Annotated in this window: 26 protein-coding genes, 1 tRNA gene and 2 pseudogenes; 4 read left to right on the top strand and 25 right to left on the bottom strand. The window is 40.8% G+C overall.

Annotation, left to right across the window (positions count from 1 at the left end):
- The first annotated feature begins 135 nt into the window (after window positions 1–135).
- From H0Z19_RS06900 to cysC, 3 genes are read left to right on the top strand one after another with little or no spacing between them, the layout of a single operon-like run.
- Window positions 136–348 carry a CopG family transcriptional regulator gene (locus H0Z19_RS06900; RefSeq protein ID WP_290725149.1) on the top strand — a complete coding sequence of 71 codons (213 nt, stop codon included), beginning with the start codon at window positions 136–138 and terminating at the stop codon, window positions 346–348.
- A gap of 2 nt (window positions 349–350) precedes the next feature.
- Window positions 351–1,727 (top strand): alkaline phosphatase family protein, encoded by a 1,377-nt coding sequence (locus H0Z19_RS06905; protein ID WP_290725151.1) that lies wholly within the window; start codon window positions 351–353, stop codon window positions 1,725–1,727.
- A 6-nt stretch (window positions 1,728–1,733) separates the two neighbouring features.
- Entirely contained in the window at window positions 1,734–2,255 is a 522-nt protein-coding gene (gene cysC / locus H0Z19_RS06910; protein ID WP_290725153.1) for an adenylyl-sulfate kinase, read from the top strand.
- An 865-nt stretch (window positions 2,256–3,120) separates the two neighbouring features.
- Here cysC and H0Z19_RS06915 read toward each other — a convergent pair.
- From H0Z19_RS06915 to H0Z19_RS06965, 9 genes and pseudogenes are all read right to left on the bottom strand, one after another.
- Complete coding sequence (locus H0Z19_RS06915; RefSeq protein ID WP_290725155.1) at window positions 3,121–3,510, bottom strand: HEPN domain-containing protein; 390 nt, start codon at window positions 3,508–3,510, stop codon at window positions 3,121–3,123.
- Window positions 3,497–3,811 carry a nucleotidyltransferase domain-containing protein gene (locus tag H0Z19_RS06920; RefSeq protein ID WP_290725157.1) on the bottom strand — a complete coding sequence of 105 codons (315 nt, stop codon included), beginning with the start codon at window positions 3,809–3,811 and terminating at the stop codon, window positions 3,497–3,499. The genes H0Z19_RS06915 and H0Z19_RS06920 overlap by 14 nt, the downstream gene beginning before the upstream one ends.
- An 8-nt stretch (window positions 3,812–3,819) precedes the next feature.
- Window positions 3,820–4,551 carry a hypothetical protein gene (locus H0Z19_RS06925; protein ID WP_290725159.1) on the bottom strand — a complete coding sequence of 244 codons (732 nt, stop codon included), beginning with the start codon at window positions 4,549–4,551 and terminating at the stop codon, window positions 3,820–3,822.
- On the bottom strand, window positions 4,544–4,690 hold the full coding sequence (locus tag H0Z19_RS06930; RefSeq protein WP_290725161.1) for a hypothetical protein: 147 nt from the start codon (window positions 4,688–4,690) through the stop codon (window positions 4,544–4,546). The genes H0Z19_RS06925 and H0Z19_RS06930 overlap by 8 nt, the downstream gene beginning before the upstream one ends.
- Complete coding sequence (locus tag H0Z19_RS06935; protein ID WP_290725163.1) at window positions 4,690–5,127, bottom strand: EVE domain-containing protein; 438 nt, start codon at window positions 5,125–5,127, stop codon at window positions 4,690–4,692. The genes H0Z19_RS06930 and H0Z19_RS06935 overlap by 1 nt, the downstream gene beginning before the upstream one ends.
- Before the next feature lie 6 nt (window positions 5,128–5,133).
- On the bottom strand, window positions 5,134–7,761 hold the full coding sequence (locus H0Z19_RS06940) for a DUF499 domain-containing protein (protein ID WP_290725164.1): 2,628 nt from the start codon (window positions 7,759–7,761) through the stop codon (window positions 5,134–5,136).
- A 73-nt stretch (window positions 7,762–7,834) separates the two neighbouring features.
- Window positions 7,835–9,033: pseudogene (locus H0Z19_RS12035) on the bottom strand (DNA methylase); the annotation flags it as partial.
- 32 nt (window positions 9,034–9,065) lie between these two features.
- A complete protein-coding gene (locus tag H0Z19_RS06960; protein ID WP_290725171.1) occupies window positions 9,066–9,461 on the bottom strand; it encodes a HepT-like ribonuclease domain-containing protein in 396 nt (131 codons plus the stop codon).
- Complete coding sequence (locus H0Z19_RS06965) at window positions 9,458–9,829, bottom strand: nucleotidyltransferase domain-containing protein (protein WP_290725173.1); 372 nt, start codon at window positions 9,827–9,829, stop codon at window positions 9,458–9,460. Before H0Z19_RS06965 ends, H0Z19_RS06960 begins: the two co-directional genes overlap by 4 nt.
- A gap of 81 nt (window positions 9,830–9,910) precedes the next feature.
- On the opposite strand from H0Z19_RS06965, the gene H0Z19_RS06970 reads away from it, so the two are divergent.
- Window positions 9,911–10,867, top strand: a complete 957-nt coding sequence (locus H0Z19_RS06970) for a M48 family metalloprotease (RefSeq protein WP_290725175.1) — start codon at window positions 9,911–9,913, stop codon at window positions 10,865–10,867.
- 71 nt (window positions 10,868–10,938) lie between these two features.
- Here the strand turns inward: H0Z19_RS06970 and H0Z19_RS06975 are convergent, their stop codons facing one another.
- The 16 genes and pseudogenes from H0Z19_RS06975 to H0Z19_RS12040 all read right to left on the bottom strand — a co-directional run bounded on the left by H0Z19_RS06975 (window position 10,939) and on the right by H0Z19_RS12040 (window position 25,529).
- Window positions 10,939–11,955, bottom strand: coding sequence for an IS110 family transposase (locus H0Z19_RS06975; protein ID WP_290725176.1), 1,017 nt, complete (start codon window positions 11,953–11,955; stop codon window positions 10,939–10,941).
- A gap of 61 nt (window positions 11,956–12,016) precedes the next feature.
- The gene (locus tag H0Z19_RS06980) at window positions 12,017–12,547 is read right to left on the bottom strand and encodes a hypothetical protein (RefSeq protein ID WP_290725177.1); all 531 of its coding nucleotides are present in this window, start codon (window positions 12,545–12,547) and stop codon (window positions 12,017–12,019) included.
- Window positions 12,548–12,557: 10 nt separating this feature from the next.
- A complete protein-coding gene (locus tag H0Z19_RS06985; RefSeq protein WP_290725178.1) occupies window positions 12,558–14,249 on the bottom strand; it encodes a hypothetical protein in 1,692 nt (563 codons plus the stop codon).
- 73 nt (window positions 14,250–14,322) lie between these two features.
- Window positions 14,323–15,792: a DUF1156 domain-containing protein gene (locus H0Z19_RS06990; RefSeq protein ID WP_290725180.1), complete on the bottom strand. Its 1,470-nt coding sequence runs from the start codon at window positions 15,790–15,792 to the stop codon at window positions 14,323–14,325.
- A 118-nt stretch (window positions 15,793–15,910) separates the two neighbouring features.
- Window positions 15,911–16,324: a type II toxin-antitoxin system VapC family toxin gene (locus H0Z19_RS06995; RefSeq protein ID WP_290725181.1), complete on the bottom strand. Its 414-nt coding sequence runs from the start codon at window positions 16,322–16,324 to the stop codon at window positions 15,911–15,913.
- The gene (locus H0Z19_RS07000) at window positions 16,290–16,550 is read right to left on the bottom strand and encodes an AbrB/MazE/SpoVT family DNA-binding domain-containing protein (protein WP_290725182.1); all 261 of its coding nucleotides are present in this window, start codon (window positions 16,548–16,550) and stop codon (window positions 16,290–16,292) included. Before H0Z19_RS07000 ends, H0Z19_RS06995 begins: the two co-directional genes overlap by 35 nt.
- A 42-nt stretch (window positions 16,551–16,592) precedes the next feature.
- Window positions 16,593–16,889: a nucleotidyltransferase family protein gene (locus tag H0Z19_RS07005; protein ID WP_290725183.1), complete on the bottom strand. Its 297-nt coding sequence runs from the start codon at window positions 16,887–16,889 to the stop codon at window positions 16,593–16,595.
- Between the two features lie 214 nt (window positions 16,890–17,103).
- Window positions 17,104–18,393, bottom strand: a complete 1,290-nt coding sequence (locus H0Z19_RS07010; RefSeq protein WP_290725185.1) for a hypothetical protein — start codon at window positions 18,391–18,393, stop codon at window positions 17,104–17,106.
- 244 nt (window positions 18,394–18,637) lie between these two features.
- A complete protein-coding gene (locus H0Z19_RS07015) occupies window positions 18,638–18,817 on the bottom strand; it encodes a hypothetical protein (protein WP_290725187.1) in 180 nt (59 codons plus the stop codon).
- Window positions 18,818–18,845: 28 nt separating this feature from the next.
- Window positions 18,846–20,363: a DUF3883 domain-containing protein gene (locus tag H0Z19_RS07020; protein ID WP_290725189.1), complete on the bottom strand. Its 1,518-nt coding sequence runs from the start codon at window positions 20,361–20,363 to the stop codon at window positions 18,846–18,848.
- A complete protein-coding gene (locus H0Z19_RS07025; protein WP_290725190.1) occupies window positions 20,249–22,129 on the bottom strand; it encodes a helicase-related protein in 1,881 nt (626 codons plus the stop codon). The genes H0Z19_RS07020 and H0Z19_RS07025 overlap by 115 nt, the downstream gene beginning before the upstream one ends.
- 1,065 nt (window positions 22,130–23,194) lie before the next feature.
- Window positions 23,195–23,268: transfer RNA gene (locus H0Z19_RS07030), tRNA-Phe, on the bottom strand.
- Between the two features lie 29 nt (window positions 23,269–23,297).
- The gene (locus H0Z19_RS07035; RefSeq protein ID WP_290725191.1) at window positions 23,298–23,930 is read right to left on the bottom strand and encodes a DUF6206 family protein; all 633 of its coding nucleotides are present in this window, start codon (window positions 23,928–23,930) and stop codon (window positions 23,298–23,300) included.
- 11 nt (window positions 23,931–23,941) lie between these two features.
- Window positions 23,942–24,259 carry a hypothetical protein gene (locus tag H0Z19_RS07040; protein WP_290725193.1) on the bottom strand — a complete coding sequence of 106 codons (318 nt, stop codon included), beginning with the start codon at window positions 24,257–24,259 and terminating at the stop codon, window positions 23,942–23,944.
- 106 nt (window positions 24,260–24,365) lie between these two features.
- Window positions 24,366–24,635: an aminotransferase class III-fold pyridoxal phosphate-dependent enzyme gene (locus H0Z19_RS07045; protein WP_290725196.1), complete on the bottom strand. Its 270-nt coding sequence runs from the start codon at window positions 24,633–24,635 to the stop codon at window positions 24,366–24,368.
- Between the two features lie 5 nt (window positions 24,636–24,640).
- Window positions 24,641–25,529, bottom strand: a pseudogene (locus H0Z19_RS12040) (aminotransferase class III-fold pyridoxal phosphate-dependent enzyme).
- Window positions 25,530–25,703 lie beyond the last annotated feature (174 nt).

Genomic DNA, 25,703 nt, shown 5'->3' on the forward strand with positions numbered 1-25,703 from the left:
GTCTTACAACTTCATAAACTCGCTTTCTACCCATGTATTTTGTTGTTTGTTTTAGTATAAATAGTTTTGCTCAAGACCATAGTTATCTAAATCTAAACCCAAAACTTAAAAACATTCAAACCCCTCATTTAAAACATGCCCGAAAGAACAGTAAAAATTCCCGAACACATCTACGAGAAGATTCAAGAGAGAATAAAGGACACAGAATTCAAATCGGTCGACGAATACGTCACCTACGTCTTACAGGAAGTTTTAGCAAGCCTTGAAGAAGAGGAAGAGAATGTCTTCACCGAAGAAGAGGAGGAGAAGGTCAAGGAAAGGCTGAGAGCGCTAGGGTATCTGGACTGAACATGAAGGCTTTCGTTATCGGCTTGGATTCCGCACCACCAGAACTTCTTTTTAACAAGTTCATCGACGACCTGCCAAACCTGAGAAGGCTCTTAAGTAAATCGATTTACGGCCCGATGAGAAGCAGCATACCCGCCATCACAATCCCCGCCTGGATGTGCATGGCTACCGGAAAGACTCCGGGAGAGCTCGGCCTGTACGGCTTCAGACATAGGAAGGGAAACAGCTACAAAGACATCTGGATTGCGCACAGCCTAATGGTGAGGGAAAAGGCTGTATGGGACTACTTAGGAGAGAAAGGTTATAAATCAGTCGTCTTAGGTGTTCCCCCTTCCTACCCACCCAAGAAGATAAACGGCTGGATGATCGGCTGTTTCATCACACCAGACTCCTCGGTAAACTACACCCACCCGCCAGAGCTCAAATCCGAAATTGAGAAGGTGGTCGGAAACTACATCTTTGATGTAGTATTTAGAAAAGAAAACAGAGACGAGGTTAAGGAGCAGATCTGGGAGATGACGGAAAAGAGGTTCGAACTCGTCAGGCACCTTGTTGAAACAAAGGACTGGGACTTCTTCTGGTTCGTGGAGATCGGTTTGGACAGGGTTCACCACGCGTTCTGGAAGTACTTCGACGAAACTCATCACCTCCACGAACCGAACAGTCCTTACAAAGACACCATTCCGGACTACTACAAGCTCCTTGACAAGGAAATCGGAAAAACACTGAAGCTGCTGGACGACGACACTGCTGTAATAATCGCATCGGATCACGGTATAAAGAAAATGAAAGGTTGCTTCGCAGTAAATCAGTGGTTGGTGGAAGAGGGCTTGCTTAAAGCTAGCTACAATAAGGGCAAAGTCATCAGATTCGAGCAGATAGACATAGACTGGAGCAAAACTGTTGCGTGGGCCTGGGGTGGCTATTACGCTAGGGTCTTTCTCAACGTTAAAGGGAGAGATCCCAACGGAGTTATTAGGATGTCAGAGTACGATAAGGTTAGAGACGAGATTGCCGAGACTATAAAGTCTGTTAGGGGCCCAAATGGAGAGAAGTGGGACACTAAGGTTTTCTACCCGGAAGAAATCTATCCTATTGCCAAGGGTGACAAGCCGGACATGATGGTCTACTTTGACGACCTATACTGGCGCGCTGCCGGAACTCTTGGCTGGGAGAGTAACTATTTGCTGGAGAACGATACCGGGCCTGATGATGCAGTACATTCAGAATACGGTGTTTTTGCACTGCATACACCAGACATGGACGGAAGCAAAACAATCGATGCGACGATCTACGACTTTGCACCAACCATTTTATCTTTGTTTGATCTAAAGGCCAACCTGAAGGGAAAAGTTCTTTATAATGGCCACAATATTTAATTAGGCATGTTCGTGGTATGGCTTACCGGTCCAAGTGGTGCAGGGAAAACCACTCTGGCTAAAGCCTTAGCTGAAAGACTTCAGTCTATGGGTTATAGAGTGGAAGTTTTGGATGGTGATGGAATTAGAAGCAAGCTTTATCCGGATTTGGGCTTCAGTAAAGAGGAACGAGAGATGCACAACAAAGTAGTTACAGAGATGGCCAAAATGCTGGCAAAAAACGGGGTCATAACAATTGTCTCGGTAATAGCACCCTATAGGGAATGGAGAAAGTATGCGAGAAGAGAGATCGGGAGATTTGTTGAAGTCTACTTGAGATGTTCTCTGGAGGTTAGAATTAAACGAGATCCAAAAGGTTTGTACAGGAGAGCTTTGAATGGGGAAATTGAGGGTCTGACGGGTTTTGATGGAGAATACGAGGAACCAGATAACCCAGAACTGACTCTGGATACTGACAAAATGAGTGTTGAAGATGAGGTCAAAGCTGTTTTAAAGAAGGTTGTGGAACTGGGATATCTTAAATTGTAGATCCCAAAAAATACAAACTTCGAAATGCCTGAATCTCGGATGTCTGAGGCATCAGTATTTGTTAAGCCCCTTACCAAATCCACATCTCAGCCAACCTCGTAGAAAGGGCAGTCAAAGTAATCTCTGGATCCAAGTGTTTCTTGTTCTGGCTATTGAGGAGGAGTTTCTCTCCGTTTGATTGAGGAAGTTAAGATTCACGCCAAGTGAGAGCCGAATCTTCTCCGTTTTTTGTTACTATGGGTTATATATACATCTTGCTCCTTATGTTCCACTTGGAACAAGTTGGAACACATTCTGAATCAACTCTATAAAATAGATTCCATGGAAAAACTGCCAGAGAAGGGTTGATTTACACATCAAAATTTTAAGGAGCAATTGTATATTTCTAAAAGAAAACTTCAGAGATGGCTTTTTAGAGCCTGTAAAGAATTCTCCAAACCATGTAAAAGCTGAAAAAACCCCATAAAGAACAATTTTAAGGAAAATGTGCCCGGACCCGGATTTGAACCGGGGACTATGCGGTCTTCAGCCGCACGCAGAAGGAAGGAGAGCAGTCTTTTTCAAATATTGTGGAAATACAACAAATATCTAATGGAGGTATAATAGACACGTAACAAAAACGGTCTTCGCCAAACAGTCTTATGGATCTGAGCTGAGATATACTAAAGGAGCTTGATGCTTATACAGCTCAGAGGTTGAAGGGAGCAAACAAGTTTTTTGAGCAAAACTAAAGAAGATATCAGCTACAACAATATCAATGGCTTTGGGAAGGCTACCTCAGCAATTGGGATTCAAGGGATGCATGCAGAAGTTCTGAATTTTGTAAAGCCTCATTAAAAAACCTATTAGCGATCCTACATCCAACCTAACCCTTATCGAGAATCTTACTCAAAGCCCTTGCGATTCTCTCAATAAATACCTCAGCCTCTCTTATTATCTCTTCAGCTTCCTCTCTGCTGGCTTTGTAGTAAGCGTCGTAATCAACTCTTTCCCTCATCTGCATACTTTTTGCAAGAATTCTACCGTAAATCTCCTCAATAAAGCCCTCGTTCACAAATTTTAATCCAAGCTCCGAAACCACCCCTCTATGCGTTCTTGGATAAATCCCCTTAACGCTGAGAAGAGCTTTTGATGCGTAAAACATTGAATAGTAAGCCTGGCTTATCGATGCATTGTATTTTCCGCTCTCAAACAGAATTTTTGCCGATTCGAGAGCATCATAAGCTCTTTCCATGTATTTTTCATGCTCTGGCATAGATTGTAACTCCCTCTCGCAAAACGTTCTTCACAAAACCCGTACCTTCAGCTTTCAGCATCTCGAAGTAATCTCTGTCCATAACTATGGGTGAGATGTATACAGCATATTTGAGTGAAAGAGGGTAGGAAACATCTAAAACTTCATCAAGTTTGACATTGCCAATTACCAGTACATCCAGATCGCTCTCTTCTCCAAACTCATCTCTCGCATACGAGCCGAAAAGAATAACCTGCTCAACTTTATCTCCAAATTTTTCCCTGAGTTTTTGTGCAAATTCTTCGACTATTTTATCAACCATTGATTTTACTACAGCTTTTTTCCTTTATTAATTTTAAGCTCTCGTAGGTAGAAGATCATCAAAGAATTATTCCTGAGAGCATCCAACAACCCATCCCAGCCCTCATTTATCTCCCCTCTCAACATCCAGTGGATTTCACTAAGGAGTAAACCATATCCTTTAGGGCCGAGAACTGCCTGAGTTTTTGCTAGGCCTAGTGTTGCTGCAATTTTACCAGTTGTTACAAATGCAGTTTTATACGCTACTTTCTCCTCCAAGAAATAAAAATCAGCCATGAACAAGAAGAAGTTCATGTAAAATTTCCAGTAATCTTCATCCCTATTGCTTGGCAGTTTTCCAGCAGACTTATACAATTCGTTGTATGAATCAATTAGTGTTGTATAGCCTAAAACATTTCTAATTTTCCTGTAGTGCTCTTCTGAAGTGTCTATTTCAGGTATTTTTGTGCCAAATTCCTGATTTAGAGTTCTTATAACATGGTTTAACCGGTATGTCTGTCTGTTGAAGATGTTATAATCCTCAAAAAAAGCTTCGTTTATAGGTCCAATTTCCTTTATTTCATCAGCTAAGCTATTGGCAATATCTTTGTGTGCTTGGCTAATAGATTTTTCTTGCATAAGAGCATCAAAATGGAATATCAGCAGTTTTAAAACACTCTGGTTTGTAGGATTTTTGCATTCGTTGTAAAGCTCGACGATAATGTCTTTATTAAAGCCAATCTCTTCCGCCCTTTTAATCAACTCCTCTTTTTTTGCTCATCAAAAAAGATGCATATTGTTTGCTTTCCTCAACAAATTTAGTGTTGAATTTTTCATCTATCTGGACACAACCAGCGAGGATTAAAGCTAAGATCAGGAGTAGAATATTCCTGCTTATCATCACCTTCCAACTATCAACCTGTAATCTTCCTCAGGAATCTCTCTCATCGCCTTTCCCTGTATGTGCCCAGTCCACTTCTTTTTGTTTGCGATGAACTTCAGCTTTGGGATGAGAGACTTGAAGTCAATTGGTTTTTCAAATATCTTGATTGGCTTCAATTTAATTCTAAGCGGAAACGTTTCATTCCTGTTTCTTGCAGGCGGTTTGAAGATTCTTGAGGAATCTTTGAAAACTTCTGATGCTACTTCGTAGACAGCCATTATTCTCGGTGGGATAACCTCATCATCTTTCTTCGTGGACATAACATAAATCAAACACTTGTCTCCAGGCTTAACCTTTGCAATTGTATTTCGATGCTTTTCCTGAACACCCCAAATATTTTTCTGCTTTATAACTTCCCAGTTATCTTCGTTGGTTATGCAGAGCCAGTAGGCCATGCTTCATCACTCCTCCGTGTTTTCCTCAACAATTTGGGCATTTATCTGTGCAAGTGTTTCCTTAACCTTATCCTCGTAATCTGACTTTGCAATTCGACCTTTCCTTGCAGTGATTTTTATTTCAATATCGGTTTCGTCAAAGGAATTCTCAAGGAAGCTGAGAACGCCCTTGTAAAACTCATAAAACTTGCCTTTTGGAAGTTTGACACTCAGGGTTATTCCCTTGTATGAAGGCTGAGCAACTTTTGGCGGTTCTGGTTCAATGAGTGATGGGGGAGTTGTACCTATAGGTTCTGTATCTGTCGTTCTATCTCCACCCAGCGATGTACCAGCTTCTTCTTTCCCTTCTTCCTCTTTTATACAGAGTTCCTTCCTTATGATTGCTTCGTAGTCCTGTAAGGTTACTTCTGGAACCTCTCCGATTTTAACACATTCCACCTCACCATTCCTAACTAGCCCAAATCCAAAATATTCATCCTTAACTCCATCCTTTATCGATTTGATGAAGCTATCTCTGGAAATCCTCGGTTCTCCAGGTGTTGATAGCAGAGTTTTGTAAAGTTGTTCTAGCTTAAGGTAATCTTTACTCCCAAGATATTTTTCTAAAATTAAGAAGGGTGAGAGTTTCTCTACTATTTCTCCGTCAGCCTTCAACCTCTCAAGAATCTCGCTGCTAAGAGGTCTTTTATCTCCAAACATAGGAATGCCCAGATCGATTTCCTTAAGCTCTTTTGCAGGAATGAACACCAATCGGTAGAATTTTCTTAAATTGTCCCTTTCTTCTTTTTCCATTTCTTTTACGTTCTTATCAACCTCTTTTTTCTGGGCTGGAGTTAGGTTGAGCGATTTATCCTTTGATATGCTTTCCCATGCTAATTTTCTTCTCAACCAGCTTTCGAAAGCGTATCTTTCCGACTCCAGTGGAGCGAGGAAGAAAACTGTATTCTTGTTTACTCTTGGATTTTCTCCATAATTGTTTAGTATGTCGGTGATAAGCTCTCTGTCGTTGGTAGGTAGTATAACAAGCTTGAATCCCTCAGTATCGGGAATATCTTTTGAGTTTTTCGGCCATATGTATACAGGCAAACTCTTTCCTGCATATTTCTGCAACAATGCTTTGATTTGCTCTCTGAGTTCAGGTTCTTCAATTTCAGACATTTTTGAAATTACGAGCTTGTTCAGGTTCGGCTGACTCTTGAAAACGTATCTTCCATCCTCTTTCCATAAATAGTAGAGGGAAGTTGAGAGGCTATCCACAACCTCTGTGATAACGCTTGAGGGAATGTTAACATCAGCGCATGAAAGCTTCAGCTCACCCAAAGTTACACCTCTCTCACCGCCAGAGAATGAGTATAGAAATATAGCAGATGCAAGCTTTGTTGCAAGCTTTAGTCCCTGATAAGTGCTTCCAAGACTTCTATCCACCTTCTTTGAGTTTGCATCCTTTGCTGTTATGTCCGCTCTGAGAACACTCTCGTATTCTCTGCCGATGTGTTTAATCAGCTCTTCTGACAGCTCATCAAAGCTCAAATCAAAATCACATGGGCGAATGAGCGGGATTGAGGAATCCTTGAGTTTGTAAACGGCAAGGGATAAAATTCTCAGAATTCCTCTCGTTCTCTGAAATGTCGGAAGGCTACCCCACCGTCTGTGAAAGAGGTCAATGACTTCAGGATGGAATGGGTAGCTTCGGAGCATCTTCTCTCTGTATTCTGCTTTGTCTATCACTATTCCCTCTCTCTCGTAGTACTCTATGAATTCGTTGACTATTTCCTTGGCTGCGATTTCATCGACATTTGAGAATAGCCTCCTTCTTATCACTTCATAGATTTCATCACCACTAACAGGAGCGTATATTTTCTCAACTCTCCCAGCCACCTTCTGTAGCTTGGAAAGTAGAGCTTCAGCTTTCTCTTCATCAGGATACTCCATAACGCTTGCTGGCAACGTAACAACGAGCAGTGCTTTATCGAGTGATTTTACTGCCTCAGTTAATTCCTGCATGAATGCAATCGTCTGAGCTGCCAGATTTGTGTCTCCAACTTTAAGCTCTTTATAACCAGTTTTAATTCCTGCAGCCTTTGCAACATACTCAAGAACTTCATCCATCAGGATGAGGACTGGCTGATGTTTTTCGAGAACTTTTCTTAAATTCTCCCTCCCAGGAGCTATTGGCTGATCGAGCTCCTTTATTTCTCCTTCGAGCTGCTTTTCTATTTCTCCCCAGAGTGTTCCAGTGATTTTGCCATTTTCTTCTCTTGGGCTGATTGCTGTACCAACAATAACTATAACGTTGGCTTTCAACGCATCTTCAAAGTACGGTTTTACAGAGTCAGGGTTGGTGAAAGCATGATATAAAGCAATTAAGGAGTGAGTTTTACCTCCTCCAAAAGGAGTTTGAATCTGAATTACTGGATCTCCTCCTTCTCCTTTTAACCTTGTTGCAGCAATTTTTAGCAGATTCTTCAACCCAGCAGTCAGATACGTTTTATTGAAGAAAACATCAGGATTCTGATAATCCTCAACTGCTCTGCCTTTGTAAACCTCCCAGAGATCTGCTGCAAAAACATCCATTGTAAGTCTGCCTTCAAGGATATCTTTATGAGGGATTGCAACAAGATGGAACGGCTTCATGTTCATTCCTCCGCTTTTATGTAGAAATAAAAGTTAAAATAGTTTTTGACAACTTCATGAATTGCTTCAAACTCTATTCCAAGAAATCCGTCAACTTCGCATCCTTAGCCTTAGCCTCACTTATTATCCTCTCCTTACCCGTCAAAAATCCATCGAGCAGTTTCTTTTCTTTGCTGTCGTTAGGTAAGCATTCGGAAACAGCCTGAGCGAATCTGAAGAAAGAATCTTTGAGCCATCCAGTCTCTTGAAGAGTTTCAGTGATTTCATCCCTCTTGCCCTTCTCCCAGAGCAGCAAAACTTTATGCAGAACATCCACAAGCTCTTTTGCATTCTCAAGCTCCTTTAAATTCCTCTCGTGAGGGCCAAGAAGGTAGATGTATTCCTTATCTTTTACAACAAAACTCCTGTTCCAGACTTTTTCGAGGTCAACACCAACGCTCTGAGCCAGCTTGCGGGCTTCATCGAAGTGGACTTTGGCAGTTTGATAGCTCCAGCGATAGAGGAGATAGAATCTTGCTAAGGGTGATAACTCCCAGCTATGCCGTTGTGGAGGATTTGTCTGACCGCATAATCAGTAACAAGCTCTCTCACGTATTCGAGGAGTTTGTCCGCTCTGATCACGTTGCCCTCGTAATCCATAACTTTCTCGTATTTACCAAAAACTTCTATGGCTGAGCCTATTGCTGATATAAAGAAGTCTGCTCCACTTACTCCTTCTTTCCACAAGCGGTCGAGTTTTTTGTTGAGGTGTTTTTTGAGCTCTTCTTTCACTTCGTTGAACCAGCCAGTTGGTTCTCTTTCCATTTTCCTTGCTACAATGTAGATTGAAGATGCAAGAGCAGCAGATTCCTTCGCCCTTAAACGGGCTTTCATTTCGGTATTAATGGGCCATGATGCAGTAATTACCAACCCTGAATCAAGTAAAGAGTTGATTAGTGTCTCCCAGCCTGATGTGGTTTTGTGGGCGTAAACGATTACAGCGATGCCGTTCGGTTTAAGAATGCGGTGTATTTCCTTAAAGGATTGGCTGAGCATGTTCTCGAAGTACTCTTTTGCCTCCTCCCAGCTTCTGTTGTTTGTGTATGCTACGATTTCTTTCGATTTGGGTGTTAAAGGTGTGGAGAAAAGTTCTGGGTATAGGTCGCCTACAGCCCTTTTCAGCCACACATAGAAGAAGTCTGAAAGATATGAATAGGGAACGTTGTCGTAGTATGGCGGGTCTGTGAAAACTGCATCGAAGTAGTTGTCTGGAAACGGCAACTCGGTTGCTGAAGCCATGAAGACGTTCGGAATTCGGATTACGTTCATATTTTACCAGCCTCCGCCTTTATTCTGCTAACAAAACCGGAGCATTTCTCAAGCAGGTTCACCATTTCGAGCAGCTCACTCTCAGATATTCTGTAGTACTCATGAGCTATAAGGTTTCGGAGAAATATCAGGCGTTTGAAGGTTTTGAGTTCATCTTCACTTATGTATCCCTCACTTTCAAGGACCTCAAAAAGCTCCCTGTAGGTTGAGGGAAATCCCAGTTTCTTCTTCGCAACGATGTACTGGGCTAAATCTATGAGGGCGTTGGCAGCCTGAAAGCACTCCATTGCCAGAGTGTTGTAAACAAAGTAGTCTTTAACATCTTTGGATTTGAGGTTCAACGCACCTTTTAGATGCCTCTCGAAACGCAGTATGTACTCTGCAAGCCTCATCCAAGCACCTCTGAAGAGATTTGCCTGTACATTCGAGCTGTGTCGAGGTACTCTCTCATGACTTCGAGTTTGATCTCCAGTAGCTTTTCCTCATCCCTGACGAAGATTTCCCTACCGTATTTGAAAACTTCATGTTTTATGTGCAACGGCAGGCGGTGAAAAAGGACTACATCGATTTGTGGTGATGCCAAGCTCCCGATTTCTGCCTCACTTTCGGGAGTGGGATTTTCCATTATAACCGCAATGTCAATATCTGATAGAGGAGTTGCCTCTCCTTTGGCGTGAGAACCAAAGAGGTAGATTGCAATAACACTTGGGTGGGCTTTGATGGTTTCGATGATTTTCGAGAGTTTTTGGTTTAATCCCATGTGTTTTTATTAGGGTGAAAGTTAATATCTTTTGTTCTTACTCGAAAAATTATTATTTGGTGGTTTAGTATAGATAGAATCATGGAAATTGAACTGGAGAACGTCAAACTCCTTTTTCAAGCCATAACTATATCTCTACTAATATCAATCTCCATTTCTGCAGTATACTATGGGTATCTCCAAAGAGGAGGGTCTTGGAGGGTTGTAGCACAGCTCTCTCTTATTATTCCAATTCTAATCTCTTTGTTCTTAATTTTCTATGTCCCGATTATATCAAATCCTATCTGGAATGCGTTATCTTCTTTTGTGCTAATAACCATATTTCTGCTCTTTGTTGGGAGTTATCCGAGATTCGAGTGTGAAAAACCAGAAGAAAAGTTAGGAGAGATTGAAAACATTCCTATTTTCATCTGCCGTGAGAGAAAAGGCAGAATCTACAACGCATGTTATAAGGGGAGGAAAATCAAAATTACGAAAAGTCTTTACGATATATTGTCCGAGGAGGAAAGAAGAGCAATCTTTTACCACGAAGTCGGACATTCGAAGGTAAAACTCTGGGATATAATGACTCGACTTACCTGCTCTTTATGGCTTCTATCAGTTTCATTGATACTGACGATGTTTGTTTTAGTCTGGTTATCAAACTACGATTGGCTGAACAAACTAATTTTTTCTATAGCTTTTCTTTCATTCCTACCAATGTATGCCGTTGTGTTCATGATTTCAAGCTGGGTTAATGAGCATGAAGCAGACAGTTACGCTGTTGAAATGGTAGGATTCAAACCAAAAGCTCAGGCCCTTATAAAACTCCACATTTACAACAGTTTGAAAGGTTGCGAGAATGTAATTTCTGCAATTGAGTTCTCAGATTTATTTGAACTGGACAAACTTTCATATTTCCAAGTTTTGAAGGCTATAATCCGGAGGGTGTTCAAATATATGCATCCGCAAACCGTCTTAAATCAGCCGTTGCCAGAAACACATCCGCCTTTGAGGTTGAGGTTAGAGAAGATAAAAGCATTTAAGCGACATAATTAAAACAACAATATTTTAGGACACCTATGTTGGAACCCTTACAGCGGGTTATGGTTGGGGTTGATAAATAAACCTTACCTTGGGTTATACACCTCCTTTCTTTTTAACATGTAATATATGCAGACTAACATTTTCCTTGCTGTGGCTACAATAGCTATGTTGTGTCCCCTCCTCCTCTTTATTCTCAGATAGAAGGAGCGGAGATATTCATCATGCCTTATTGCCACATTTGCACACTGTATTAGAATCCATCTAAGCATTCTTGATCCCTGTTTGGTTATGTGACCCTTTATCTCTTTATTTCCTGATTGCTTTATGGAGGGGCATAAGCCTGCGTAGCTTACAAGCTTGAACTTGTTAGGGAATCTGTTAGCATCTCCTATTTCTGCTTTGATTAGCAAAGCTGAGTAGTAGCTTATTCCAGGGATTGTTGTTAGCAATATGGCATCGTTATCCTCTTTAGCCTTTTCCTGAATGATTCCGTCTATTCTCTTTATTTTCTCATTTATTTTATCTATGATTGATAGATTGATTTCAAGGAGTTCTCTGTCTATTTCTGATAGGTCAAGATTTTCAAGGAATTCTCTTCCTTTCTTTGTGAAAGGATTTGGGTAATCTATTATGCCGTTTTTAGCAAGGATGGCATGTACTCTATTCTTTAATCTGTTTCTGTCCTCTATCAAAGCCTTTCTTAATCTTGTAAGATCTCTTAATTCCCTCACTTCTTTGGGTGGTACATAACTTTCTGCTATAAGATTTGCTCTCAAAAGATGAGCAAGCATCTTAGCGTCAAGGGAATCGTTCTTTATCCTTGCTTCAGCTATTATTCTTGTCTTGTAGGGATGAGCCAGTTTTACTTCCATGTAGTTTTCCAGAACATCGTAGATAAACCTGTAATTTCCTGTTGCCTCTATTACTGCTTTAGCTCCTTTGTATTTCATTGCAAATTGTTCTAAGCTTTGTTTGGTGTTCTCTATTCTTACTTCTTCTATTATCTCTCCCAAATCATCCACTATGGCTGCATATGAGTACCTCTTGTGTACATCCAATCCAATGCAGACCGGATACTCACCTATTCGTGCTTCTAACACACTACCACCATCCTTTTCGCCTGTTAAGTCACCCTAACGCGTTTATAACGCATGTTCCAATCTAACTACTGGCATTTGGCTCGGTCTGCTGAAAAGGGTTCCAACATGTGGTCACCCTATTCCAAATATTTCCCCCACATGGTGCTATCCAGGCATCATTGAAACCCTTTCTTTTTAAGGCTACAAATTTACTTTTAAAACGACTGAGAAGAGCGTATACTCTATCCAATTTTTCATCTTGATGTAGGGGTAAAACTAGAACACCGTAAAACTTTGTATTTCTTCTAGCGTTAAGAAATTCTAATACTCTTGGTAGAATACTATTTCGAGTTTGTGGAAACTTGTTATCAACAATATCGTCCAATATAGACTCCAGATCATCTTTCATGAGTTCTCCCATATCTTTAAGCTCTACAATAAATATCTGAAATTCCTCGCCTTTAAGAAAGACATACACAAAATCGCAATGGGATAGCCCCTTCAATCCATTACAATTGCAGTACATTTCGAGATTTAAAAGCAAATACGGATTATCACCCTCCATTTCAACACCACAGCCGTTCTCCTTATACTCTGCTTTAAGCTCGTGCATATCCCGACACCTACAAGCTCATCGCCCATGAAGTCAAGATATTAACGACATCCGTTATTCCGGGAACATCCTTCATGATCTCGGAAGATCTCTTCTCGAAAACTCTAACTCCGCTTGGTGTTGGTTCGTAGTAGTAAAACCTAACGTCTACATTTTTCGCCTCGGAAACAGCTTTAGCTAGAGGCTTCAAATTGATTTCGTCCACGCAGATATTTTGCATTTCAAGGAGTTTCTTTATTAATTCTAAGACTTTATTTTCGTTTGGTTTAAATTCCTGAATATATGCCAAAGTGAGTGTCAGCACATCGCTGTGGGTGCTGAAGGCTATTTTGTGGCCAAAAACGTTTGAAAGTCCAATCAAAGTTAAAGCCATCAGAACCTGTGCGGAATAATGTAGCTGCGACTCTGGTTCTTCAATAATGAGGTAAGAGTTATATGGAACGGATAGGATTGGTAGTAGGACTCCCGTAACTTCTCCCGCCAAAGCAGAAGCCCATTTTATTGGAACAACTACTGGGTCTCTATCGTCTATTTCTTTAAAACTCCAACGTTTGTATTTTAATTCGCCAGATCGTTTATCAAACATTAAATTTCCTTGAATGACTGGTTCAAATAGTTGAACCATATTTTTATCGTATTTACCTTCTGAAAGCTTGGCTCTACCGCTACTTAGCTTAGACATATATGGGTAAAGAGGAGTGTCAAATCCGTAGTAATCTTCAATTATTTCCGTCCTAAGGAAAGGCTCTCGTGAAATGTATTCCAACTGACAAACGATTGGACTCCTACCGAACGGAATGAACAAAACTGACTGAATACCTAAGGCTCTTCTGTAGATCGATTCAAGCATTTCACCGATCTTCTCTGCGAGTCGATCTTGTATTTCTTCGGTTAATACCATCTCAGGAATTGCCCGAAGTATAAACCAGCCTTTTGGTGTTAACTTAAATAATCTCAAATTATCTAAAATTTTTAGAATTTCTGTTGTGTCTTTTGCTTTCTCCAATTTAAGTAATTCTCCCTTTGGATATCTTTTCTTTATTATGGGACTTATCATATCTAATTTTACTTCTGCTGTTTTTTCAAGAATCAACCTAGTCTCTTGAAGGTACGAGGATATATAGCATCCAATGAAAAGTTTTAGTTCTTGATTATAATTTTCTTCTTTTACTGTAAGGGGTCTTCTAAAAGCTTCCACTAATAGTGGAAATAGGTTAGGTACTGATAGTTTAATGTTTACTTTTGTTTTGTCGGTAGTTGGAAGTAGTCCCCAAAGATGATCGTTTTGCTCTTGTATCAGTTCCATCAGTTTCTTTAAATCTAATATTTCTGTTTTCTTCGACGTCGCTACGATCGTATCGTTCTCGATTTTAATATCTATCTTACCGACAGCGTCACCTATGCGTTTGACGATATCTTTTGTCATTTGGGAATCGATCTTGTAAAGTATCGCCAAATTGGTTAAAAAGACAAATATATCTTCCTCATACACAAAGCGTCTACGCTTCAGAACTCCTAATTCGGCAAATATCGATTTGAGTAAAGATTTTCTCGCTATTGGATCGAGCATGATTAGAGAAGAATACAGAGCTTTAAGAGTGTAAGATTTACCTACATTCGGCGGGCCGATTAATACCGTAATATCTCCCAACTCCAATTTTGCCTCGTTTATGGGCCCCAACTTCTTTATCGTAAATTCCATCAAGCTCACCTACTGGAATTTGACTTACTTGAAGTTTATTAAAACTTTATCCCAAAAAAAATTGGAGTGAATTCTACGCATGTGAGCAGTGTTCAATAACACGTAGAATCCAATCCAAATTCGTTATCCAACTAAAAGATTCTGCAAACGGGTTGCTTTCGGCATAGTCAAACACCATGGCAATTGCCTGTCTCTGCATGGCTGGACTCATTTTTTCACCAGTAACATGCCAGTAGCCAAGTGTGGAGCAATAAGAGGCAAATCTATTGAAATTTAAAGCCAAATACGTCACAACACCCCTCGCATACTCCTCCTCATACCCCTCCTCAACCATCCTGCGGTAAGCTTCTCTAACCTTATCCACGAAGGTGATTAGAGCAAGCTTCTGCCGTGAATTGAACAAATCACCCCATGTGTTCAACCCGTAATTTCTTACAGAAAAAGCTCTCTCCGCTCCTTTTCCTTTTCCTTCGGGTGTGGGCTCATCAGGAACCGGCTCAATCCCCCACTTCTTCCTCAACTCTTCAACCTTCTTCTCCAACTCCTTTTCAGCCTGCCTGAATACCTCTACATCCTTCTCGTTCGCTATTCTGTAAAACTTCCCCTTCTTTTTGAGATGGTGCAAAACAACGGCAACCATCCTCTCTCCAGCCTTCCCCTCCTGAAACAGCCTTCTTGTTGTCTTGGCATCCACAGTCGAACCGCAAACGGGGCATGTGGCTATAGCACCCTTCACAGTTCCCTTAGATGGGTCAAAATCCTTAGGCATCTCTTCATACCCATCTCCAACAACCTTGAATTTCACGTCCTTACCCTCAACATACGGATACAACGCCACCTTCTTGTTGCTCTTCTTCGCCAACCAGAACTGTCTCATCAAAGGAATTTCTGCACCACACGAAGGGTTCTGGCAGGGAATCGTCCTCGCCCAGATATAGCCCACAGGGATGTACTCCTCACCGCTCTCCCCGAAATACCCCTTCTGCTCAATAACATCGTTCGGATAAAACCTTCCAATCTCCTTCTTCGCCTCCTCAAGAACCCACTTTCCCCACTTCTTGACATCCTCAACCAGCTTCTTGCCATACTTCTGCGGATACTCCAGAACAGCCTTAAGAATCAATACCGCAACTGGATTGTAATCTGAGGCGTAGGTTTCGCAACCCAGCCTCAACGCCTCTAAAGGTATCGCCCCACCACCAGCAAACGGATCAAGCACTCTTGGGGTGTGACCCAAAGCCCTCTTTATATCTTCTCTGGCCTTCTCGATGTACGTTGGGTTAAGTGAGTTCTCCCACTTGCAAAGCTCTGCTATAAACTGCTTTACCTTTTCAGCTTCCTCAATGCTGTCAGGGGCAGGAATTAAAGCTGCATAAGCTGTAGCTCTCGAAGCTGCTAATGGTCGCCTTGCCCACCAGATGTGTAGGGTTGAGATATGGCCATGCCTGATATTCTTCTCCCTCGCACTCTCCTCGCTTACTTCCCTAACTGGAAAAGTTTCCTCGATGAATGATCTTTTTATTGGAAATTCTTCTTGACTCATCTAATCATCCCCCAGTTCATTCTTTCTGGTTTTAGCCTCGTTTTATGGCATCCCACACCAATACAGCTGCAACCTCTTTCAGCATCTACAGGAGTTTTCATTATATCTTCACCTTTCCTCAATCAAACACTCTCTTTAATCCTTCAACCACATCGAAGTCTACATCATTGCTAATAATAACCCCATCACAGTATTTCAGGGCAAGAGCGGAGTGAATAGCATCTCTCGGTAAAAGCTTATACTTCTCAACAAGTTTCTGGGCATCTTCACAAATAGCATAATCAACATCCAAAAACTCGAGAAATGGCATTTTAAGGAGAATTCTTCCAGCTCTTATACTTTCCTCAAATCCAGCAACTTTTCTCACAACATAAATTACTTCATCCCACGTCAGTGCTGATGTGTATGCGTTAAATTCACCATCTGCTGCTTTTCTTAGGTATTCTTTTGATTTTTCGGCAACCTCTCCAGAATATAGAGAGGCATAAATGAAAACATTAGAGTCCAGATAAGCGCTCTTCAATTTGGCCATAGTACAACCTCTTCAATTCAGCGGGTTCTGGAGCTTTGAGCTTTTTCTTAACAATTGAAACGAACTCCTCTACATAATCACTTCCGCTTTTATCCGGTCTAATGATTATCTCATCTCCTCTAACCTCAAAAACAACTTTTTCACCCTCTTTCAAACCAAACTTTTCTCTGATCTCCTTGGGTATCGTGACCTGCCCTTTTTTGCCGACCACTCTGGTTCTTACCATCAAGTATGATTTTTGATCCATTAAGTTATAAAGTTTATTTGTCTAAGGCTTAGAATCTTGAAATATCACCACTTGCTCTTTCAGTATCCTTTTTCCCAACCTTAGTTTTATCGTGTTGTACTCGATCAAATCCACTTTTCTGCCAAGCTTTTCTTCAAGTTCAAGCTTCAATGCAACAAAATCCAGCAGGCTGATATCTTTTTCAATTTCCACGAGTATGTCTATGTCGCTGCTCTCTTTCATCTCCCCTCTAACTGCCGAGCCGAAAATAGAGGCTCTTTTAACTCCGTATTTCCGCAATATTGGGACAACGTTTCTCTTTATTTCTTCAAGTCTCATACTTAATCACAATTGATAATGTCTACCCCCATAATGGTGTTTCGGATTTTCTTGGATCTTATCTAGTTCATGCCCATAGCCTGTTCTCTTAGCTGAAGTTATCAGCAAGTGTAATCTTTTCCCTATAAACAATTTGTTCGGATTAACTGAACTACTCAATTCTTTAACAAGGTCTATGTCAGATTTTTCTTTCTTCATATTTTTCGATTACCCCCTAAATTAACTTACTAAAGCACTCTAAAGCAATTCTTAGTTGGTACCATGGATTCTTTGTCTCATCTTTAACTTTTATAGAGATATCCAACAAATTTTCAGTTAGTTCCTTAAATGCAAATAGGAATTCTAGAAATTCTGTCAAAATGTAGATGAAAGAGATTCTTGGATTTTCGTTAGGTATTCCAAATTTAAGTAAAACATCTTCAACACTTTTATCTGGATGTCCTTTACATTGTCTTAGTTCGTTTATTACGTCTAAGATATAACTTTCCCCTTTCCGATTATTCGTTCTGTGTTTCCTAAAAAGTAATTGTGTAAATTTTATAGATTTCATTTCTTTATAATTTTTTTCCTTACTCAAGTATGAAAAATGCGGATCATCCTTAATTTCATTAATTTTGTACTCTGGTATTACCAATTTTCTAAACTCTAACATCACATCCGCTAACTCTCTAAATTCTCTTGAGATTAATCCCAATAAGATACATTCTGAAAGTTTATCTTCATCGGGATTTAATAGCAAATTTTTGCCAAATCTATCAATCCAAGGTTTATTTACATCTTTCAAGCAACGAGAAATTGTCCAGCCTATTGGATATGTTTCGGGAAATTCAGCATAAACGTTAATTCTAATAAACTCTGCTGGCGGATCTGCTTTCTTAGGTTCAGAAAATGTGGATAGTTTCTTCTGTTTTTCATGACTCAATTTAGCTAACGAACCCAAAAAAGTTTGAAACTGACCGTATTTGTTAATACACCCATCAAGATACTCTCCATCTGCGAATTTCAAGGTAAGAGTTGTTAAGGTATTAAATTTGATCTCATTGTTAAGCTCTGAAAGAAAAACCTTAAACATAGATGGACTAAAGGATATTAATTTAAAATAATCTATTTTTTCATTTGCGAATTTTATATGTTCTCCATCTTCATCTTTAAATTCGACTCCAAATTCAAATTCTGACGTTTTATATCTCTGTCTTTTCGGTTCTGAAGCTGGATCAATCCAGAAACTCTCCCAAAGACGTGATAAGTATATATACTCTCCCGAAATTGGATCATCAATAATTACGAAATAATATTTGCCAAACTCAGTTTCTTTCTGATACTCTTCTAATTCCAACTTCACTGGGGTTTTAAGTGCTTTTTCTGCATACCTAACAATCAAAAGACCACACCTTCGTGCAGAGAGATAATCTCTAAGCATATCCTTTCTAACTCCAAGCCAAGCATTATGTTCCTCCCAGCCATAGTTGATAATTTCTCCCTCACACCGTATTATTATTCTCATTGGTGTAGGGATCTTCCCAGTAGCTGTCTTTCCTTCTTAAATTCAAGTACTTAATTAGCCTGTCCGTAGGCTCATAATACCCTATACCCAAGCCTTCAATTCTCCTCTCGTTTACTATGATCTCAAAATTTACACCTTTTATTTCGAAAGTTTCACCTGTATTATAATCTCCATTTTCATCGAAATATGGTTGTCCCTCATTTCCTGTAAAACTATCAAAATAGAATTTTTTGATTACTTCATCTCACTGTTCAATTGGTACAAGAAAAGAGCGTATATGTACTCTTTCTGTAAGTTCTCCATCCAAGTTGTCTATTTTTTCTTTTTTAAATGATGACTGTGCAATGACTACAAAAGACTCTACCATCGAAATTTTACCAAGAATATTTGCCATTGATAACATTTTCTCAATATACTCTTTCATTTTCTTAGGAACTTCACTTTTATAATATTTAAACCTTCGTAACTTTTCCCTTCCACTTCCACTCGCTGTATGGAATGATAAACCTAACCGATTCAACCTTCTCAATTACTTCGAGCTTCTCCGCTGGATTTCTGATGATGTAGAGCGTCGGGCTTATTGCAGCATTTTCAACTATGTAAAGATAGTACTGGTCGCCGAATCGCTTAGCTTTAAACCACTCGTTAGGTGTTAGAGCAACATCGCCAGCAGTAGCTCTGGCTTTGACCTCTATGTATCTTACCTCATTTTCCCCCACAGAGCGAATGTCATATCCCAGATTTTGGCTGGAAACATCCTCTGGAACTCTCCCATGCATCCTTTCATAAGCCATAGCAACTTCCATCCCAATCTTCTCAATCTCAGCATCACTTACCATCTCATCTCCCGCCACAACCCTAACAACTCCAACAAGCTTGGGCATGCTGACACTCAGGTTTTTCTCCCTCTCAATCTCCCATTTCAGCTCGTCCAAAGCTTTTTCGTACTCTCTCTTCCTTCTCTCTGCCATCTGAATGGCCAAATCCATTTTCACTCCTTTCTTTTTCCTCTCCTCGTATTCTATCAACTTGAGATCGTAGCTCGTGATCAAACTCTTAAGAGATTTAACACCGTATTTCTCCTTAATCTCAGCCTGTCTAAGCCTCTCCTTTAGGAGTTCATCCTTAAAACTCATTAAGGCTCTTATTGCATAACTTTCAGCTTCCTTCTTCCATCCCTCTTCAAGTTGATAGCTTCCATTGTATGGAGCCAGATCCCAGATAATGGAAGGATTCAATTCCTTGATTTCACCCGTTCTATCGTCTCGATAAATGGCGAAAAGCCTCTTTCCAGCAACTACACCTTTTCCATCTGTAACCTCTCCCTCGAAAAAGAAAATCACACCATTGTACATCCCAGACGGATCTTTGAACGTCGCTCCAGTCATGCAGTCCTTGATATAATTTCTTAGAACCCATTCAAGGACAGCTTCAAACAGAGGATGTCCAAAGGAAACGAACTCAGCATCGGCGTTTTTCATTGCAACTTCTTTGTCGAATGTTATGTTCTTGTATTTGGAGGCAAGTATTCCCCAAGTATTCTTGAAGCTATCTTCTGCAGCAATTTTCCTGATCTCATAGGGAATTGAGTCTATTCTGTAAAACTCCCCTGTTTTTGTGATCTTCCCCCCAGCTTTCTCAAAAGCCCTGATAAAGAAGTTCTCAGTATATTCTGGAATCAATCTGTATTCCTTTGCTCTCTCAGCCATTTCCTTTATCCTTGTGTAATCTATAAACCTCGTTGCAAGACTCTCACCGAGAGCTTCCTTAACTTTGAATATATACTCTTCATCAAGCTTTGCTTCAATCGTTGCAAGTATTTCGTCAATGCTCCTCGCATTGGCGGCAGCATCTATTACGAGCTGATAAAAGTCCCTTCCTGGGAATATCTCTCCAATAACATCAAAAACTCTATCACCCAGAGCTTCCCTAATCTCTCTAAGTTTGTCGAGAAGTCTTGCAAGAACCATCCCCTCTCTCGTATCCTCATTGACGAGGTTGAAGATGAATACTTCCTTTGTTTGCCCATATCTGTGTATTCTACCCTCCTCTGCTCAAGTCTGTTGGGATTCCATGGGATATCGTAGTTTATCATGATGTTGCAGAACTGCAGGTTTATACCCTCTCCTGCAGCCTCAGTTGCAACCATAACTTGGGTGTTGTGCTTGAATTCCTTCTCTGCCTTAATCCTGTCCTCAAGCTTCATTCCACCGTGGATGTAGTTAACGCTGTATCCCCAGCTTCTTATTTTGTCGTAAAGGTAATCGAGAGTGTCTCTTGATTCGGTGAATATCAGAATCTTCTGATTCTTCAGCTCACCACTCTCCATCAACTCTTTCAGTTTCTTCAGCTTAACTTCGCTCTCCTTCCTGATGATTTCGTCCGCCTTTTCGATTAGCTTTTCAATTGTCTTGATTTCCTTCTCAAGCTCCTCCCTCGTTTCAGCAACGCTTAAACTCTCCCACTCCTGCTCTATCCTCCATCTCTCCTCTTCTTCGTAGTCGTCAACCTCCTCAATGTCTACAGGCTTAACCTCCCTTTCAATTCCATTCCTCAGAATTTCCTCAAGTCTTCTCTTTCTCCTTTCAAGGGAGCGTTTCAGAGCGTATATGCTGGAAGCCATCCTTCTCTGCAGAATGATGAGGGCAAATGCAACGTTTCTTTTCTTATCACTCATTAAAGCTTTGTTGTATTGAGTAATAACGTATTTTGAGAGCTCGTTGTAAAGCTCACGCTCCTCATCTGTTATGTTGAACTTGATCGTTTTAACGTGCCTTGGGAGGAAGAGAGGTCTTCCTTCGAAATCCCTCAAATCCTCTTTGAGCCTTCTTATAAACAGTGGATTGTCCCTGTTCTTTATCGACTCCATAAGCATTGATTGGGATGCGAAAAATCCTGGTTCGAGCAAATCAAGAAACAATCTGAAGTTCTCTGGATCGCCTTTATGCGGTGTTGCTGTAAGAAACAGTAAATGCTCTGAAGTTCTTGACAGAACTTCGCCGAGCTTGTATCTTGCAGTCTTGCTGATTTTCTCTCCATAACGGTATGCAGCCATCTTGTGGGCTTCATCAACTATAACCAGATCCCAATGAACGCTGCTAAGAGAGTTGAGAACGTGCTCCTGCTTTGCGAAATCCATTGACGTTATTATCTGGTTCTCCCTCTCCCAAACGTTCTCGCCAAAATGAGCATCCATTGTATGTCTGTCAACAGTTACGAAGTTTTCAGAGAATTTCTCTTTAAGTTCTCTTCTCCACTGGTCTTTCAAATGACCTGGAACAACGATGAGTATTCTTCGGGCCAAACCTCTCAATTTCAATTCTTTGATTATGAGCCCAGCCATTATGGTTTTACCAGCTCCAGGATCGTCAGCTATAAGAAATCTAATCCTTGGAAGCTTCAAAGCATAACCATACACTGCCTCAATTTGATGTGGCAAAGGATCAACTCTTGATACATTCATTGCCAGTATTGGGTCAAAAAGAGATGCCAACCTGAAACGATATGCTTCCAAACCCAGAAAAACGTCTTCAGGATTTGCAGAAAAATCCATATTGTATGTAAATGCCTTCAGCTTTGAAATCTCATCTTTTGGGATTATTCTGTCTATATGCTGGTTACTATCTATTGTAGCACCGACGATTCTTACAAAATCTCCAAACTCCTCCACTTTTTCTATTTTAACTGGTTCTGGGAAAAGAGATGATTGAATGACTATACCGCTTCTTATTTCCATGTAACTTCTTTGGATTTGTTGTATATTTTACTTACGTTTACAAACACGGCTCAGAAACAAAAGAACTGCGTGTTGAGTCTAAGAGAATTGATTTGATTTCAAACGTTGATTTTCTGTTGACATTGATCCGTCAAACCTCATCAACCTGTTGATTTACTGGGTGAACCGATTCAAATAGTAAAAATCAACCTAATCAACGAGTGATCAACTGGATCAACACCATCAATTTGATCAATCAACGCTCAATCAACGATGATCAACTCTATCAACAAATCAATCAACCTCGATCTACAAGTCAATCAACGCTAATCAACCTTAATCAACTGATCAAAAATTGACCGATCAACTTCTATCAACCTCAATCAACCCAAATCAACAGTCAATCAACAGTCAATCAACTAATCAATCAACAGGCTCAACGTAAATCAACAGGAATCACCTTATCAATCCCCTTTATCCCCACATATCCCTTTATCAATCCCCTGGTGATCACTCATGATCCCCTTTAATCACCCTTCATCCCCCATCAATCTCCCCTAAAATCACCATGGTGATAACCGAAAGAGGGAGTATCCTTCAGGGAATCGCTTTAGTAATGAGGAGAAAAGTTGGTTGATGATCTTCTAGAATGGATGGCTTAAGGGAATAGTTATCTCATCTTTTCTATCCGCATTTCATATTCAGATCCTCCGTTTCATTGCTTTTCTTTACCTCCTGAAAAACCTTTTCACATTAGCTTGGATATTTTTCTTTCTCTTCCTGAGATTTTGCCCCTCTGCTGAGCATTCCCTCAACAATTTTTGTTCTTATGGTTACGTATTCATCTCACGCTCACGCTCTATGTTCTACTTGGAACAAGTTGGAACATATTCTGAATCAACCTCTCTAAGGAGTGATCAGGGAAAAACGAAAGAAGAAAGGTTGATTCGCACATCAAAATTTTAAGGAGCAATTGTATATTTCTAAAAGAAAACTTCAAAAATGGCTTTTTATAGCCTGTAAAGAATTCTCCAAACCCTGTGAAAGCCGAAAAAACCTCCATAAAGAACAATTTTAAGGAAAATGTGCCCGGACCCGGATTTGAACCGGGGACTATGCGGTCTTCAGCCGCACGCTCTCCCTGGCTGAGCTACCCGGGCTTTAATGAACATCCATCATATGGGTATTTTTAATTTTTGGTCTGATACCTCTTTATCCTGCCAGGTAGTATGAACTCATACCTTCCGAAAAGAATTTTGGTGACAATGAATCGGTGAATTTTTCTCAGGTTCAGGTACAAGCTCCATATAAACGCATCCTCCCTGTAATACTTCTCAATTTCCTTGTAGGTCATTGGCTCGTAACTGTTTCCAGTTGCCATCAGATATTCGTTTGCATGGTTGATAAAAGGCTGCACGAGGTCTCTCCTGCCCTCCTTGAATAGGTTTGCGATGAGGTCAAGTAAAATCATCCTGAAATCGTAGTATCTGTCGAGTATGTCTTGCAGAAAGAATTTCTTTAACAACACCCTAACACCAGGCGGGCAAGCCCGAAGAAATATATCCGTATCAAGTAAATCCCTTCCGTCCTGTCTCACCATTGGTGTGCTCGTGTCAAAGTACACCATTCTGTCGTAAAGTGCCCAGTTGGACAGCTGCCCATCCAGACCTATTTCAACTCCTTCCTCCTTCTTTCTCCTGTTGAACTCTTCCACCCTGTATATTTCGTCCAAAACCTTTGAGAAAAGCTCAATCGCGTCTTCTCTTTCCATCTCCTTTATGATGTTGTTGCAAATTCTTGATGGATCCAGCTTTTCCTGCATCAGAAACAGCACTATCCTGTTATCCCTGTAACAACATACTCAGCACCACTTTTCGGAACCTTTAGCCCGGCTTCGGTGAGCAACGTGTTGTAAGCATGGAAAAGCTCTATGTACTTCTCTACCTGCTCCACCGACCTGAACATCGGAATTCTCTTGAATGCTATGTTTGAGTACTCCTCAAGCGGTATTTCAAAAACCGTGCTTATCTCGCCATATCCGAGTATCCTTATCGGAACCTTCGATTTTTCCGGTTTGGCTGGGTTCAGATTCTCCTCGAACTCCCTCAACAATTTTCTCTCGACACCAAATTTTGTGATGATTTCTCTCACCCCGCCATGGACCTTATTACCTCCACCATGTCCTGTTTTTGAGACGCTATCTCCAGCGCCTTTCGGAGATTGTCGAGTATGTAGTCAACATACTCTCTCCCTATTATTAGCGGAGGCAGAAGCTGCAGGACAGAAGTGTCGTGTTCGCATAAACCGCAAGTATTCCGCTGTGATAGCACAAAAGAGATAACAATGGACCAAAACCTTCCTCAATCATCTTTACACCTATGAACAATCCCTTCTGCCTGATTTCGGCCAGGAAGTCGAACTCATTCATGAGATTCTCAAGACCTTCTGACAACAATGAGCCCATCTCGTTAACATTTTCCAGAAAACTTGGATCAGAGGTAATATCCAGTACCTTCTCAGCAACCAAGCAGCCTATCTCAGCACTCCGAAAGTTGATACGTGCATAAACGGATTCTCAGCCATGAAGTCATCCAAGTCCTCTCTGAAGCATGTTGCAGAAATTGGATAAACTCCTCCTGAAAGTCCCTTCGACGTGACAATTACATCTGGAGTGACGCGGTAGTGCTCTATACCCCATTTTTCCGGTCCTTCCCAGCCCCGTCTGAACCTCGTCCATAATCATTAGCGCACCTCTTTCATCACAGAACTCTCTAACCATTTTGTAAAATTCTGGTGGGGGCAATGGCATTCCAAGGGTTGCAGGTATCGTTTCGAACAGAACGGCTGCAGTATCTTTATCAACGGCTTTTTCGAGCGAATCGAAATTGCCGAATGGGACTTCGACAAAACCGGGAGCAAGGGGCTCGAAGGGCTTTCGGTACTTCTCGTCACCAGCAGCGAGGGTAAAGCCTGTATGCCCGTGATACCCTCCTTTCGCGTAAACTATCTTTTTCCTTTTTGTGTGACCTCTTGCAAGTTTTATAGCGAAATCTACCGCCTCCCCGCCACCCACACCGAACACGACCCGGTTTATATCACCCGGCATTGTGTCAGTCAGCTTCTCCGCAAGCACAGCCCTGTGCTCACTTATCAGATGGTGATTGCCTATATCCACCTCCTCAACAGCCTCTCTCAGCCTGCGAACAATTTCTGGATGTCTGTGACCGAGGTTGAAAACGCCTCCGTTGCAGTGGCAGTCCATCAACTTTCTGCCGTCCAGATCCCAGTACCACACACCTTCTCTTCTGCCTGGTACGAAATCTAACCCAACCGCTGTGAAAAACCTCACTTTAGCCGGAGAGACTCTTTCTCCGAATAGTTTTATTACTTCATCCTTTCTCCTTCTACCTACAGATCCCATAGGAAAAATAATTGCAATTTCTTTTATATGTGTTTTGCAATCTCGTTTTCCTTTTTAAATAGTGGTTGCAATCATTTAAACCTGAATCGTTTCTGAAGTAAATTGGACGGCAAAGAATAAAGGAGACAGAAAAAGAGTCACTACCAGAATTTTTCCAGTCTCTATGCGAAAATT

This window comes from Archaeoglobus sp. (assembly GCF_017656475.1).
Lineage (GTDB): Archaea > Halobacteriota > Archaeoglobi > Archaeoglobales > Archaeoglobaceae > Archaeoglobus.